Source organism: Nonomuraea sp. NPDC049714 (assembly GCF_044465295.1).
GTDB lineage: Bacteria > Actinomycetota > Actinomycetes > Streptosporangiales > Streptosporangiaceae > Nonomuraea.
Genome location: NZ_JBITLM010000001.1, coordinates 369,195 through 383,486, shown reverse-complemented (window position 1 = coordinate 383,486; position 14,292 = coordinate 369,195). Strand labels below are relative to the sequence as shown.

The 14,292-nt window shown below is 72.9% G+C and carries 12 protein-coding genes; 8 read left to right on the top strand and 4 right to left on the bottom strand.

The window, feature by feature from the left end:
* Window positions 1-73 precede the first annotated feature (73 nt).
* Complete coding sequence (locus ACIBQX_RS01920) at window positions 74-553, top strand: winged helix-turn-helix transcriptional regulator (RefSeq protein WP_396999546.1); 480 nt, start codon at window positions 74-76, stop codon at window positions 551-553.
* Here ACIBQX_RS01920 and ACIBQX_RS01915 read toward each other — a convergent pair.
* Both ACIBQX_RS01915 and ACIBQX_RS01910 read right to left on the bottom strand, forming a co-directional pair.
* On the bottom strand, window positions 504-1,337 hold the full coding sequence (locus ACIBQX_RS01915) for a DNA polymerase beta superfamily protein (protein WP_396999544.1): 834 nt from the start codon (window positions 1,335-1,337) through the stop codon (window positions 504-506). The genes ACIBQX_RS01920 and ACIBQX_RS01915 overlap by 50 nt on opposite strands.
* A complete protein-coding gene (locus ACIBQX_RS01910) occupies window positions 1,334-1,987 on the bottom strand; it encodes a DNA polymerase beta superfamily protein (protein WP_396999542.1) in 654 nt (217 codons plus the stop codon). Before ACIBQX_RS01910 ends, ACIBQX_RS01915 begins: the two co-directional genes overlap by 4 nt.
* Window positions 1,988-2,122: 135 nt before the next feature.
* Between ACIBQX_RS01910 and ACIBQX_RS01905 the strand changes: the two genes are divergently transcribed.
* From ACIBQX_RS01905 to ACIBQX_RS01875, 7 genes are all read left to right on the top strand, one after another.
* A complete protein-coding gene (locus ACIBQX_RS01905) occupies window positions 2,123-5,227 on the top strand; it encodes an NACHT domain-containing protein (RefSeq protein ID WP_396999540.1) in 3,105 nt (1,034 codons plus the stop codon).
* 161 nt (window positions 5,228-5,388) lie between these two features.
* The gene (locus ACIBQX_RS01900) at window positions 5,389-6,567 is read left to right on the top strand and encodes a sensor histidine kinase (RefSeq protein WP_396999538.1); all 1,179 of its coding nucleotides are present in this window, start codon (window positions 5,389-5,391) and stop codon (window positions 6,565-6,567) included.
* Window positions 6,568-6,598: 31 nt separating this feature from the next.
* The gene (locus ACIBQX_RS01895; RefSeq protein WP_396999536.1) at window positions 6,599-7,249 is read left to right on the top strand and encodes a response regulator; all 651 of its coding nucleotides are present in this window, start codon (window positions 6,599-6,601) and stop codon (window positions 7,247-7,249) included.
* Window positions 7,250-7,413: 164 nt separating this feature from the next.
* Window positions 7,414-9,429: an MMPL family transporter gene (locus ACIBQX_RS01890; protein ID WP_396999534.1), complete on the top strand. Its 2,016-nt coding sequence runs from the start codon at window positions 7,414-7,416 to the stop codon at window positions 9,427-9,429.
* A 49-nt stretch (window positions 9,430-9,478) separates the two neighbouring features.
* Window positions 9,479-10,369, top strand: a complete 891-nt coding sequence (locus tag ACIBQX_RS01885) for a hypothetical protein (RefSeq protein ID WP_396999532.1) — start codon at window positions 9,479-9,481, stop codon at window positions 10,367-10,369.
* A gap of 33 nt (window positions 10,370-10,402) precedes the next feature.
* The gene (locus tag ACIBQX_RS01880) at window positions 10,403-11,320 is read left to right on the top strand and encodes a hypothetical protein (protein ID WP_396999530.1); all 918 of its coding nucleotides are present in this window, start codon (window positions 10,403-10,405) and stop codon (window positions 11,318-11,320) included.
* A gap of 41 nt (window positions 11,321-11,361) precedes the next feature.
* Window positions 11,362-12,234, top strand: a complete 873-nt coding sequence (locus ACIBQX_RS01875; RefSeq protein ID WP_396999529.1) for a hypothetical protein — start codon at window positions 11,362-11,364, stop codon at window positions 12,232-12,234.
* A gap of 14 nt (window positions 12,235-12,248) precedes the next feature.
* Here ACIBQX_RS01875 and ACIBQX_RS01870 read toward each other — a convergent pair whose 3' ends face one another.
* Together ACIBQX_RS01870 and ACIBQX_RS01865 are read right to left on the bottom strand one after the other, a co-directional pair.
* Window positions 12,249-13,394, bottom strand: a complete 1,146-nt coding sequence (locus ACIBQX_RS01870) for a UDP-N-acetylglucosamine--N-acetylmuramyl-(pentapeptide) pyrophosphoryl-undecaprenol N-acetylglucosamine transferase (RefSeq protein ID WP_396999527.1) — start codon at window positions 13,392-13,394, stop codon at window positions 12,249-12,251.
* A 4-nt stretch (window positions 13,395-13,398) separates the two neighbouring features.
* Entirely contained in the window at window positions 13,399-14,214 is an 816-nt protein-coding gene (locus ACIBQX_RS01865) for a formylglycine-generating enzyme family protein (RefSeq protein WP_397001510.1), read from the bottom strand.
* Window positions 14,215-14,292 lie beyond the last annotated feature (78 nt).

Here is a 14,292-nt window from a genome sequence, read left to right as displayed (position 1 = left end):
TTCATCTTGCTACCAGTTGGACGGTAAGCCATTCTGGTAGCATGTTGCAACCGATGTAAGGGTGGAGGGTGACATGGTGAAGCGGACGCGTCTCAATGACAGTGACTGTCCCGTCGCGCGATCAGTCGACGCGATCGGCGACTGGTGGTCCTTGTTGATCGTGCGGGACGCGTTCGACGGCAGCCGCCGCTTCGGAGAGTTCCAACGCAGCCTCGGCGTCGCCAAGAACATCCTCACCACGCGTCTGCGCGCCTTGGTCGCCGGCGGCATCCTCGACGTCGTCCCGGCTGCCGACGGCAGTTCTTACCACGAGTACGTGCTGACGCCGAAGGGCAACGACCTCTTCCCCGTCATCGTGGCGCTGCGACAATGGGGCGAAGGCCACTTCTTCGCGCCCGGTGAGCCGCATTCGGAGCTGATCGACCGCCAGTGCGGGCGGCCCCTGCGCGTGCTGGAGGTCCGCTCCGCAGATGGGCGACGGCTCGACCCCGATGACACCATCGTCAACAAGGTCGATCAGCCTCGAACGGCTGATCTCGGTCAACGGAGCTGATTCCCTCGATCGAACCCACGGCCGATCCTGCGGCCGGCTGAGTCATGGTGCCGCCCGCCAGGCGGGTCCGCACGACCAGGTCGTGTACGGCCTGGTGGGCGCTGCCCGTCTCGGGAAGAGGCGAGGCGTCCCTCGCCGCCTCCAGCTCCGCCGTCAGCCGCGCCACGTCCCCGGCCGCGTCGGGGACCGGTGGGGCGGCCCCGTGCTCGGCCTCCCGCTTGGCGGCCACCAGCTCCGGCAGATACCCGGGACCGTACGCGTACAGCCTGGTCAGGTCGGCTTCGAGCGCGCCGGTTCGCATCAGGTGGAGGCCGGTGGCCAGCACCCGGAAGGTGTAGAGCAGCGGCTTGAGCTCGCCCGTCCTGCCGTACAGCCGCCACTGCGTGCGCGCGAACCCCAGGTAGTGGTGGGCGTGGTGACGGGTCAGGCAGCCGGGGGCCAGCGCCACCAGCTCCTCGTGCACCGGCGACGACGCCACGACCAGCGGTGACAGCAGCTGCTCCAGGACGTAACCGTTGCGGCCCAGCAGCAGCCGGCAGAACTTGGCCAGGTCGTGCGTGACCAGGTCCACCTCCACCCCGTCACGGGTCCACGTCCTGTCGAGCGTCTGCGGCCCGACGGTCAGGCCGACGACCTGCTCGACCGGCAGCACGTGCACGCCGCGCAGGTCCACGTCGGAGTCCGCGGACGGGAAGCCGTACAGGTGGGCGCCGCTCACCGTCGCGAACGCGAGCGGATGCGGCTGCTCGCCGGGGATCTCCGGCAGCCAGTCGGGCAGTCTCACAGATGCTCCCTGCGCACGTCGATCAGGAACTCCTCCACCGCGCGGACGTCCGGCCGCTCAGGCAGTACGGACTCCGCGCCGGCCAGCTCGGCGGTCAGTTCGGCCCGCCAGGCGGTCACCCGCTCCCACGGCACCTCGCCCCGCCGGACGGCCAGCAGGCGCTCGCGGTACGGGCCCACCTGGAGCAGCAGGTCGCCGTGGCGTACCAGGTGCAGGCCGCTGAGCAGCAGCCTGATCAGGTGCATGGCCTGCTTCCACTTCGGCGCGGCCGGGTCCAGCCGCCGGAACTGCGCGTCGGCGTATCCGGTGAACGTCCGGTGGGCGCGCGCTGACAGGAACGCGCCCCGCAGGTCACGCAGCCGCTGCCCTTCCGGGGTGCACACCTCCACGATCGGCGACCACAGGCACTCCAGCACCGTCGGGTTCGCGTCCAGGGCCAGCCGGCACAGCCGTTCGACCTCCCAGGAGAACTGCTCGGGCAGCGGTCCGTCGCGGTGCGTGGCCGGCTTGTCCAGGCGCCAGAAGGCCTCGGTCGGCGCCACGAACACGCCCCGCCGGTCGGTGTCGGATGAGGCGGTGTCGAGCCCGTAGGCGCGCGACCCCACCACCACCGAGAGGATCAGGTCCTCGCCCGCGGAGGCGTGCGTCATGATCGTCCACCTCCCCGTGCCTGACTCGAAGCCATACCTTAACGGAACGGCTGATCACCCGTACTAGCCGAGAACGCTCCAAAAGCGGTGGGAACGGCGTCATGATGGACCCACCCGTACCTCCTGGAGACGCCTATGACGGACATCCTGAGCTACGCCGACGCCCTGGAGATCCTCGGCTGTGAGCAGAGCAGGCTGGTCGAGCTCACCGAGTTCGCCTCGACCGTGGCGCGGACCGGCTGGGCCACGGCCGGCGTCGCGCGGCCGGCGACGGGCCTGCTCGACCTGCGGAGCGACATCGTCGGCTACACCGAGGACGTGGTACGTCGCCTCGGCCGGCGTCGGAGGGGCGGCAACAGGTTCACCCGCACCCGGCGGCTGGCCGCCACGCACGCCGTGCTCGTCGTGTCGGCGTACTTCGAGGCGCTCGGCGACGCCAGGCTGCCCGTCGAACTGGACCGGCTCGACCACGTCCGCCATCCCGGCAGCGGCCCGGCGGAGAAGTTCGCGGCCCTGGTGGAGAGCCTGCTGCTGGAGCCGCTGCCGATGCCCGAGCCGCACCGCCCCTACGCCGAGACCCGGCAGGCCGTGCGGCGGTTCTACGAGCGGATGTCGCAGGCCCTGACCACGTATGCCCGGGAGCTGCCGGTGTGGGGGGAGATGTCCGTCGGCGACCGCACCCGCCTGCCCATCCTGCTGGACGACGGGCCGGCCACCCAGGCGTTGCGGATCTACGACGAGGACTACCGGCTGCTCGGTGCGGACAGCCCCGAGTTCGGCATGTGGAGCCTCGTCACCGAGCCGCAACCGCTGGGCACCGGCCTGTCCAGGGTGGCGCGGCTGCTGGCCGAGCTGGCCCCGCCCAGGGTCGGCGACCGGCCGATGATCCACCTGGTGCGGCTCGCCGCCACCGCCCTGGACCTGCCGCTGATGGCCGGCGGGACGGCGCCCGAGGACGTCACGCTGCCGCTGCTCGGCGAGGGCTACATCAGCCCCCGCTGCCGGGTCGCGGAGATGACGCGCGAGGCGTCGGTGCGGCTGCCCGCCGCCAAGAGCTGGTGGGCCGACCAGCGCGAACTGCCCGATGCCGAGGCGTTCCTGATCGGGCACCTCACCTCGCTCCGCGCCACCCAGGCGCCCCTCGTCGTGCTCGGCGAGCCCGGCTCGGGCAAGACCAAGCTGACCGAGGTGCTGGCCGCGCGGCTGGCCGGATCGGAGTTCCTGCCGATCAGGGTCGAACTGGGCGACGTGGCGGCGGACTCCGCCGTCTCATCACAGATCGACCAGGGTTTACGCCACCTGCTGGGCGAGGAGGCGCGCTTCGAGGACCTGGTGGGCACGGGAGAAGGGGCGCTGCCCGTGGTCATGCTCGACGGTTTCGACGAGCTGATCCAGGCCGCGCACGCCAGCAGGTACGACTATCTGGAGCAGATCCAGCGGTTCCAGCTCACGCAGTACCGCGCGGGACGGCCCGTCGCCGTGATCGTCACCGGCCGGACCGTCGTGGCCGACCAGGTCGGGTTCCCCGAAGGCGTGCTCGCCCTGCAACTGCGGCCGTTCGACGAGGACCAGGTGCGGCGCTGGCTGGACATCTGGGACCAGACCAACCGCGCCGTACTGGCCAGGCACGACCGGACCCCGCTGACCGCCGACGTGGCGCTCGCCCAGGGCGAGCTCGCCACCCAGCCGTTGCTCCTGCTCCTGCTCGCCCTCTACGACGCCACCGGCAACACGGTACGGCGAGACGGGCCGCACATCGGCCGGGCCCAGCTCTACGAGTCGCTGATCAGGGACTTCGCCCAGCGCGAGGTGGCCAAGGACGCCGACGCGGCCGGCCTGCCGCCCGCCCGCCTGCGCGCGCTGGTGGACCGGGAGCTGGTGCAGCTCGGGGCGGTGGCGTTGTCGATGTTCGCGCGCGGCCGGGCGGTCGCCACCGAGGCCGTGCTCGACCGGGACCTGGCCGCGTTGTGCGGGCAGGCGCGCGGCGGCGCGGACGTCGCCGTCAACGACGGCACCGACCACGGCACCGTCGACCACGGCACCGTCAACTGGGCGCGGCGGGCCACCCGGCGCTTCTTCTTCGTGCACCGGACGGAGACCGGGCCGCCCACCGGCCGGGTGCGCTGCTACGAGTTCCTGCACGTCACCTTCGGCGAGTTCCTCGTCGGCTGGCTGGCCGTCCACGCGGTGCGGGAACTCGTCCGCAGGCACGAGCTGGTCGACAGCGAGCTGACCGCCGCCCCCGCCCAGGACATCGACGACGACCTGCTGCACGCCGTGATCTCGTTCTCCTGCCTGGCCGAGCGCGGGCCGATGGTCGGCTTCGCCGTCGAGCTCATGGCCGCCCTGCCCGCCGAACTGCGCGATCGGGCCGGCGACCTGCTCGGCACGCTGCTGCGCGAGTCGCTGCACGAGCGGCGGCGGCGCTCCTTCACCGGCTTCGAGCCGGTCCGCCACCCGGTGACGCGCCGGCTGGCCGCCTACTCGGCGAACCTCACCCTGCTCCGCGTGGCCGCGTCCACCGAGCCGGTGCGCGTCTCGGAGCTGCTGCGCGACCGCGACCCCCTGGCCCGCTGGACCTCCTACGCGCACCTGTGGCGCAGCCAGCTCGGCGACGACGGCTGGGCCGGCCTGCTCGCCGCCCTGCCGGCGCACCGGGTGTCAGAGGGCGGCGAACGGGACATCCTGCTGGGCCGAGCCGGACAGGCGCCCGAACCGGCGGGCCTGAGCTGGTGGTTCGACCACCGGCCGCGCCGCCAGGCCACGCTGTTGCGCCACCGCACCAGGGCCCTGGCCGAACGCCCCTACCTGCTCGACGTCGACACCGACCTGCTCGCCGACCTGCTCGGGGACGAGGCGGAGCTTCCCCTCGTGCTGCGCCCTTCGGGCGAGGTGGCCAGCGGCGCCCGCCTCGTGCACGACCTGCTCACCCGCGAGCCCGGCGCCGCCGGTGAGCGCGTCGCGCTCTACCTGGACACGATCGCCGCCGTCACCGCGCCGAACACGCCGCGCAACGGCCGGCTGCTGGGCCTCATCGCGCACGCCGTCACGCTGGACGGCGCCGCACTGCCCTTCGCCGACCGCGGCCGCATCCTCAGCGAGCTCCTGCACGGCGGCACCGACCACGCGCTGCTGCGCCCCCTCGTGGAGTCGATGATCGCCGAACGGTTCGAGAGCTGGGAGAGCCTGGTCAAGGCGGGCATCCCGGAGGACGTGCTACGGAAGATCCACAGCCCCTAGGACGACCGGCGGCTCGGCCGTGCCGCGCTCGCCGTACCCGATGTACCGCCACGGCGGTATCGCGCGGCGGCAGGGGCGCGCACTACTGTGCGGGTGTGAAGTGGGCCGGTGCGCGGGCGGGTGCGGGGCGGGCCGGCGCGCGGAGAATGTGGTGGGCCGGTGTGCGGAAAAGCGTGCGGCGGGTCGGCCTGCGGGCGGCCGGCGCGCGGTGGCTCGGCTTGGGGTCAGGGGGTTCGAAGGCGGCCGGGGTGCGGACGGTCGCGCTGGTGGGTGGCTTGGCCGTGGTGGTGCTGTCCTCGACGGTCATGGCCTACGGCAACCAGCCGGACAGCAGGCCGCTCGACGTGCTCGGCTACGCGCTGCTGGTCGCGACCGCCGCCGGGCTGGCGTGGCTGCCCGGCAGGCCGGTGGTGGCGCTGGTCGTCACGATGGCGGCGGCCGGCGCCTGCTTCGCCCTCGGCTACGCCTACGCCTTCTGGCCCGTCCCAGCGCTGGTCGCGATGTTCGCCGCCATCGCCGCGGGCCGCCGGTCGGCGGGCTGGACGGGCGCCGCGCTCCTGGTCGCGGTGCCGGCGATCGCGACGGCGGCGCATCCCGGCCTGGACCGGGTCGTCGGCGTGGTCATCTGGGCGCTGCTCGTCCTGGTCGTCGCCCAGCCCGCCGAGGTGTCCCGGGCCCGCCGCGCCTACGTCGCCGAGGTGGAGCGGCGCGCCGCCGAGGCCGAGCGCACCCGCGAGGAGGAGGCCCTGCGCCGGGCGCAGGAGGAACGGCTGCGGGTGGCCAGGGAGTTGCACGACGTCACCTCGCACACCGTGTCGGTGATCGCCTTGCACGCCGCCGTCGCCGCCGAGGCGGTGGAACGGGCCGGCGGGCCGCCCGAGGCGAGCGCCGCCCTCCAGGTGATCCGCGCCTCCAGCCGCCAGGCGCTGGCCGAGATGAAGGGCGTCCTCGGCGTCCTGCGCCCCGGCTCCCGCCGGCCGCCGCCCGGCACCGCCCAGCTCCCGGCCCTGGCCGAGACCGCCGGGCTGCCGGTGGACCTGGCGGTCTCGGGCTCGCCACGCCCCCTCCCACCCGCCGTCGACCTGGCCGTCTACCGGGTCGTACAGGAGGCGTTGACCAACACCATGAGGCACGCCGCCGCCACCCACGCCACGGTGACGCTCACCTACGACGAAGCGGCTGTGACGGTCCGGGTGGACGACGACGGCGCCGGCAGCCGGGCCCCGAGGGGTCACGGACTCACCGGCATGGCCGAACGCGTCGCCGCCGCCGGCGGCCGCCTCACCACGGGCGACGGCCCCACCGGCGGCTTCCGCGTCGACGCCTGGCTGCCCGCGTGATGCCGAACCCGCTCACCGCTGGGGAGCCCGCGTGATCACTGTTCTGCTCGCCGACGACCAGCCGCTGGTCAGGGCCGGGCTGCGGGCCCTGCTGGACACCGAGGACGACCTCACCGTCATCGGCGAGGCCGCCGACGGGCGGGAGGCGGTACGGGAGGTCGCCCGGCTGCGGCCCGCGGTGGTGCTGATGGACATCCGGATGCCGGGGCTCGACGGCCTGGAGGCCACCCGCGAGATCGTCCCCACCGGTGCCCGGGTCGTCGTGGTCACCACCTTCGACCTGGACGAGTACGTCTACGAGGCGCTCCGATCCGGGGCCAGCGGTTTCCTGGTCAAGGACGCCGAGCCCGCCGAGATCCGGCACGCCGTGCGGGTGGCGGCCAGAGGCGACGCGCTGCTGTCGCCCGGCGTCACCCGGCGGCTCATCGAGGAGTTCGCCGCCCGCCCGGCGAGCGGGAGCGCCCATCTGCTGGCGCCGCTGACCGCCCGCGAGCGTGAGGTCCTGGCCAGGGTCGCGCACGGCCTGACGAACACCCAGATCGCCGAGGAGCTCTTCATGAGCCCCGCCACCGTCAAGACGCACGTCAACCGCATGATGGCCAAGCTCGCCGCACACGACAGAGCCCAGCTCGTCGTCCTCGCCTACGAGAGCGGCCTGGTCCGGCCCGGCCACAGCGCCTGACCGGGCGGCAGGCGTACCTGCCGCGCCCGGCCCCTGCCCGGCGACCTCGCGGATGCCGCGTCCGGCCTCTGCCCGGCGACCCTGGCGGATGCCGCGTCCGGTGTAGCGCGGTGTCCGTGGTGGGTGGACGACCGGGGGTGGTGGCGGTTCCTAGCGTTCGCCGCATGATCCTTTTCTGTGTTCGTCACCGGCGCCTCGTCCTGATGCTCTGGCTGGTGCTCGCCGCCGCTCTCGTGGCGGGAGCCGTCGCCCGGCCCGGCCCCTCCTCCGATGACTTCTCGCTGCCCGGCTCGGAGAGCCAGCGGGCCGCCGACCTGCTCGGCGACGCCCGGCCGGAGCCGTCGGGCAGGCTCGTGGTGTCCGCCTCCTCCGGCGTGCGCGACCCCGCCGTCCGCGCGAGGGTGAGCGAGCTGGTCGCCCGCATGAACGCCGTCGCCGGCGTACAGGCCGGCCAGGCAGGTGAACGGGCTTCCACCGGCGCTCCCTACGGGCAGGTTTCACCGGACGGCACGATCGGCACCATCCCGATCAGCTACCTGGACGCCGGCACCGCGCTGGAGCTGAAGAGCCTGCGGGACGGATTCGCCGCTCCCGGCGTGGCCGTCGAGCTGGCGGGCGAGGACTTCGCGGACTTCACGCCCGGGGGAGTGACGGAGGGCGTCGGGCTGCTGGCGGCGGCGGTGATCCTGCTGCTGGCCTTCCGGTCGCTGCTGGCCGCCGCGCTCCCCATCGCCATCGGCGTCATCGGGGTGACCTGCGGCGTCGCCCTCCTCACCCTGCTGAGCAACGTCGTCGACACGCCCGGCTTCGCCGTCTTCCTGACCATCATGCTCGGCCTGGGCGTCGGCATCGACTACGCGCTGCTCATCGTCACCCGCTTCCGCACCGGGCTGGAAGAAGGGCTCGGCGTGGACGCGGCGATCGGCCAGGCGATGCGGACGGCCGGCCGGTCCGTGCTGTTCGCCGGCGTCACGGTGATCGTCACCGGCGCGGGCATCCTGTTCCTCGGGCCGTCGCTCGGCGGCGGCATCGCGCTGGCCGCCGGATGCGGCGTGCTCATGGTGATGCTCGCCGCGCTCACCCTGCTGCCCGCCCTCCTGCGGATGGCCGGCACCCGTATCGACAGGCTGTCGCTGCCGCGCCGTACCGGACGGGAGCCGCTGTCGGCGCGGTGGAGCGGGATCGTGCGGCGCCGGCCGTGGACGGCGGGACTGCTGGCGGCGGGGCTGCTCGTCGTGCTCGCGCTGCCCGCGCTGGACCTGCGCGCGGGCTGGTCCGACGCGAGCAACCGGCCGGTCAGCGACACCACGCGGCGCGCCGGAGACCTCCTGGCCCGCGGCTTCGGGCCCGGCGCGGAGGCGCCGCTGGTGTTGGCGGCGGGCCGGGAGCACGCGGAGGCGATCGGCGAGGCGGTCGAGCGGGCGCGCCGGACGCCGGGTGTGGCCGATGCCGTGGCGCTGGGGGAGGGGGCCGCGCTCGTGGTGCCCGCCACCGGGCCGCAGGACGAGGCCACCACCGCGCTGATCCACCGCCTGCGTGCCGAGTTGCCCGCGCCGGTGCTGGTCACCGGCTCCACCGCGGCCGCCGCGGACTTCGCCGGCTTCGCCGCCGGGCGGTTGCCGTGGATGGTCGGGGCGGTGTTGCTGGCCTCGTACGTGCTGCTGCTGGGCGTGTTCAGGAGCGTGGTGCTGCCGTTGAAGGCGATCGTGGTCAACCTGCTGTCCATCGGGGCGGCGTACGGGGTGATCGTCGCGGTCTTCCAGTGGGACCTGCTGGGGCGCGGCACCGGCGGCCCGGTCGACGCCTGGGTGCCGATGATGCTGTTCGTCATCACGTTCGGGCTGTCGATGGACTACGAGGTGTTCCTGCTCTCCCGCATCCGGGAGGAGTATCTGGGCGGGCTGGGCAACAGCGCCGCCGTCGCGGCGGGGGTCGCGGGGACGGCGCGGGTCATCACCGCCGCCGCCGCGATCATGTTCTGTGTGTTCGCCGCCTTCGGCACGTTCGACGACCGCGCGCTGCAGATCATGGGCATCGGATTGGCCGCCGGGGTGCTGGTCGACGCCACCGTGGTGCGGCTGATCCTGGTGCCGGCCGCGATGGAGGTGCTCGGCGAACGCAACTGGTGGTTCCCTCACCTGTCCTTCACGAGGCTGCCACTTAGGAGAAATGTCTCGTAGTATCCCCGTCATCACGAGCGTTGGGGGCGCCAGGGTGCCAGGACAGAGCGTGGGTGTGGTGGTCGATCCCGGAGTGCCACCGGAGATCGCCGGGTCACTGCGTGCCAACGCCCCGCTGCTGTCCAGGTTCAGATCCGGCTGGGTGCCCCCCGCCGGGGTGCCGGTCGGGCCGCGGCGCAGGAGCCCGTCCAGCGCCGTCCTGCTCGCCGCCACGCCGGTGATCATCGCGTTGATGGCGGTGCTGCTGGAGACCGCCATGGCGCCGGTCGGCTTCGTCCTGCTGGGCACGTTCGTCTTCGTCGTGCTCATCAAGATGGCCGGCTATGACGAGGTTCCGGAGGGCCACCGCCCGCACGAGCGGGACGTCTACGAGCACGCCCGGCGCCACGAAGGCCGCTACTTCCTGCCCGAGGACTTCGACGAGCGGGCCGGGCAGGTGCTCGGCAGGGCGCAGCGGGCCATCGGCACCGTGCTGCGCTCCCATGTCAACGCCGAAGGGCTGCTCGACGACGCGCGCAACGCGGTGATGCTGCCGGAGCAGGAATGGGAGATCGCCCGGCTGCTGGCCAAGCTCTCGGTGCTGCGCGCCGAGCACCACGACCTCGTCGCCCGGGGGATCGCGCCGGAGGTCGCGGCCGTGGTCCGGCCGCTGCAGAACGCGCTCGACGTCAGCGAGGCCGCCGTGGTCGCGCGGGTCGAGGCCCTGGAACGTTACGCCGGCCACGTCGCCGAGGCCGAGCGCGCCTACCACGCCCGCGGCCAGATCGAGACGTTGCGCGCCCGGCTGCCCCGCTACGAGGAGCTCCTGGCCGAGTCGGGCGCCGACGCGCTGGCCGTGCCCGAGATCGAACGGCTCGCCCAGGACGCCGACGACGTCGAACGCGCGCTGCGGCGCAGCGTGAGCTCCGCGCACGAGGCGTTCCGCTACTTGGAGGGCTGACGTTCGGACAGATCGCCACATAGGATCTGTTATGTGCCCGGTCGCCATGCGAAGGTGGTAGTGGAGCCGACGGTGCCTGGCGAGGCCGCCGACCTGTTCCGTGACAACCGCAACCTGCTGGTACGCATCCGCGCCGGGTGGATCCCCACCCACCGGCCCCGGCCGCCCGCGTTCGGCCTGGTCACCAACATGCTGATCGGCGCGGTGGCGCTGGTGGCCATCGGAGCGGGGCTCGACTTCTTCCTGGCCGGCCTCTACACGCCGTTCGTCGTCATCATGACCCTCGCCGCCCTGCTGATCGTCGGCGCGCTGGCCAGGCCCCGGCCGGACGCCGAAGCAGAGCGACGGCACGCGGTCGAGCACCACGTCTTCGAGAGCGCACGCCGGTACGAGGGCAGGTTCGTGCTGCACGAGGACCTCGACGAGGGCGCCCGCGCGCTCATGACCCGCGCCCAGACGGCCATCGACGCCATCATGGGCTCCCATGTCAACGCCCAGGGGTTGCTCGACGACGTGCGCAACGCGGTGATGCTGCCGGAGCAGGAGTGGGAGATCGCCCGGCTGCTGGCCAAGCTGTCGCGGCTGCGGGCCGAGCACGACGAGGTGGTCGCCGAGGGCGTCACTCCCGAGGTCGCGGCCGTCACCGAACCGTTGGCCCAGGTGCTCGACAGCAGCGAGCGGGCCGTGCGCACGCGGGTCGAGGCGCTGGAACGCTACGCGGGCCACGTGGCCGAGGCCGAGCGCGCCTACCGCGCCAGGCACCAGATCGACCGGCTCAGCGCCAACCTGTCCCGCTATGAGGAACTGCTGACCGAATCCGGCGCCGACGACTCGGCCCTGCCCGAGCTGAGCCGTCTCACCGAGGACGCCGACCGTCTTGAGGAGGCCCTGCGCGTCAGCGTCACCTCCGCCCAAGAGGTATTTCGCCATTTACGTGGGGGAGACGATTGATAACCCCCGAAGGCCGATTTCCCATAGGATTCGAGTTTGTGGTGGACGTGGTAGTAGATCCGGGGGTGCCGCCGGAGGACGCGCGACTGATCAGGGAGAGCAAGCACGTCCTGATCAAGATGCGTCGCGGCTGGGTGCCCGAGCCACCACCCAGGGCGGGCGTGGGCCGCTCCATGACCATCACGGTGCTGGCCGTCGCCGCCCTCCTGATCACCCTCGCCGTGATGACCAGAGGCCTCGGCATGCTGCTGCTCGCCATCGTGGCCGCGCCCATCCTCATGGTCACCCTGGTCCGTAACGATCCCGGCGAGGAGGAGCAGGCCGTCGCCGACCGCGAGATCTACGAGCAGCTCCGCTGGTACGAAGGCCGCTACGTGCTCGCCGACGACCTCGACGAATCCTCTCGCAGGCTGCTGGCCAGGGCGCACCGGGCCGTCACCGCCGTGACCGAGTCGACGGTCAACGCCGAGGGGCTGCTCGACGACGTGCGCAACTCGGTGATGCTGCCCGCGCAGGAATGGGAGATCGCCCGGTTGCTGGCCAAGCTGTCCGCGCTGCGCACCAAGCACAGGGAGACCGTCACCGACGGCCTCAGCCCCGAGGTGGCCATGGTCGCCGAGCCGCTCGCCAGGGCCCTCGACAGCAGCGAGGACGCCGTCGTGGCCCGGGTGGAGGCGCTGGAGCGCTACGCCGCCAACGTGGCCGAGGCCGAGCGCGCCTACCGCGCCCACCACCAGATCGAGGAGCTGCGCGGCCGGATCCACCAGTATGAGGAGCTGGTCGCCGAGTCCGGCGCCGACGGCTTCGCCGTGCCGGAGATCGAACGGCTCTCCCGCGACGCCGACCAGCTCGACCAGGCCCTGCGGCGGAGCCTCCACTCCGCCCACGAGGCCTTCCGCCATCTGGATCCCTGAGCCGTAGGGCCCCGCTAGCCGCCGGGCCGCGTCGTACTCTCCACGGACCGCACCAGCAGGTCGCAGAGCGCGTCGGCCGCGTCCAGGCGGCCCAGCTTCTGCGCCGCCTCGCCCATCGAGGCGAGCCGGCCCGGGTCGGCGAGCAGCGGCATCAGCTCCGCCAGGAGCATGTCTGCGGTGGGGCGCGGCTCCAGCAGCGCCCGTGCGGCGCCCGCCGACACCAGGTAGGAGGCGTTCTTGCGCTGCTCGTCACCGCCCGTCGGGATCAGCGGGATCAGCACGGACGGCTTGCCGATCGCGGTCAGCTCCGACACCGTGCCGGCGCCGCTGCGGGCGATCACCACGTCGGCGGCGGCGTACAGGTCGGGCAGCTCGCCGCCCACGTAGGGGACCGGATGGTAGCGGTCGGCCAGCTCGGCGGGCAGCTCGACCGAGCGCATCTGCTCGATCCACGCGGGCCCGCACTGGTGCACGATCTGGGCGTGCGGCAGCAGCCGGGGGAGGATCTCCTGGATCAGCGTGTTGATCTGCTTGCTGCCCTGCGCGCCGCCCGTCACGTAGATCAGCGGCACCTCGAACGTCAGCCCGAACAGGTCGTAGGCCGCAGCCCTGTTGCCCTGCAGCAGCTCCGGCCTGATCGGGTTGCCCGTCACCACCGCCTTGCTCCTGGTCGAGGCAGGAAGGTAGTCCAGCGACGACTCGTGGGACAGCGCGATCCGGGTCGCCAGCCTGGACAGGATGCGGTTGGCCAGCCCCACCACCGTGGTCTGCTCGTGCATGACCAGCGGGCGCCGGATCAGCTTGGCAGCGACGCCGATCGGCACCGCCACGTAGCCGCCCGTCGACAGCACCACGTCGGGCAGGTAGCGGGCGGCGTGCCCGATCGCCTGGAGCACCCCCACCGGGATCCGGAACACGTCGGCGATGTTGGTGCCGAGCTCGCGGAGGTTGGGCCGGCGGCGCAGCTTGCCCGTGGTGATCGCCTTGAACGGGATGCCGTGCTCGGCGGTGATCTTGGCTTCCAGGCCGCCGGACGTGCCCACCCAGAGCACGTCGTGCGGCACCTGACGGCGCTGCATCGCCGACAGAGTCGTCAGAGCCGGATAGGTGTGACCGCCGGTGCCGCCGCCGGTGATCAACAGTCGCAGGGTTCGTGACATGCGCTCAGACTATGGCCGCACAGCGGAAACCCGTGTGCCCGGTGGCGGAGTCGGGAGTATTGGCGGTGCGCGCGGCCACCCGGTAGCGGTTGCAGTAGGAGTCGTGGCACAGGTAGGAGCCGCCGCGCATCACCTTGGCGTCGCCGTCGGCGGGCCCGGTCGGGTCCTCGGCGAACGGCTCCCAGACCGTGCCCCACCAGTCGGCGGTCCACTCCCACACGTTGCCCGCCACGTTGTAGAGGCCGTGGCCGTTGGGCTGGAACGACTTGACCGGCATCGTGCCCTTGCTGGGCGCGCTCGGGAAGTGGCCCTGCCAGATGTTGCACCGCGTGCGGCCCTTCGGCGCCAGCTCGTCGCCCCAGGGGTAGCGGGCGCGCTCCAGCCCGCCGCGCGCGGCCATCTCCCACTCCGCCTCCGTGGGCAGCCGCTTGCCCGCCCAGGCCGCGTACGTGGCCGCGTCGTTCCATGAGACGTGCACGACCGGATGGTTCTGCCGGCCGCCCACCGAGGAACCGGGCCCTTCCGGCGAACGCCACGTCGCCCCCTCGACCCCGGCCCACCAGGGCGCCTGCGGCACGCTCGCGTCCATGACGCCCGGCCCGGCGAACTGCCTGAAGACGAACGACCAGCCGATCCGCTCGGCCTCCGTCACATAACCGGTGTCCTTCACGAACGTGGCGAACTGCGCGTTGGTCACGCAGGCCGGGTCGATCAGGAACGGCGTCAGCCGCACCTGCCGCACCGGCCCCTCGCCGTCCTCCTGGTTTCCGTCCGGGTCGTCCCCGCCCATCCAGAAGGTCCCGCCGGGAATGCGCGCCATCCCGCGCGGCGGCTCTCGCCGCACCGTCTCCACCACCACGGGCGGGCCGGCCGCCGGCCGCTCCGCCCCGGAGGCCGC

What these genes read in the sequence shown, in the direction of transcription:
- ACIBQX_RS01920 (WP_396999546.1), top strand. Translation starts at nt 74, where the DNA reads ATGGTGAAGCGGACGCGTCTCAATGACAGTGACTGTCCCGTCGCGCGA.
- ACIBQX_RS01910 (WP_396999542.1), bottom strand. Translation starts at nt 1,987, where the DNA reads ATGACGCACGCCTCCGCGGGCGAGGACCTGATCCTCTCGGTGGTGGTG.
- ACIBQX_RS01905 (WP_396999540.1), top strand. Translation starts at nt 2,123, where the DNA reads ATGACGGACATCCTGAGCTACGCCGACGCCCTGGAGATCCTCGGCTGT.
- ACIBQX_RS01890 (WP_396999534.1), top strand. Translation starts at nt 7,414, where the DNA reads ATGATCCTTTTCTGTGTTCGTCACCGGCGCCTCGTCCTGATGCTCTGG.
- ACIBQX_RS01870 (WP_396999527.1), bottom strand. Translation starts at nt 13,394, where the DNA reads ATGTCACGAACCCTGCGACTGTTGATCACCGGCGGCGGCACCGGCGGT.
- ACIBQX_RS01865 (WP_397001510.1), bottom strand. Translation starts at nt 14,214, where the DNA reads ATGGCGCGCATTCCCGGCGGGACCTTCTGGATGGGCGGGGACGACCCG.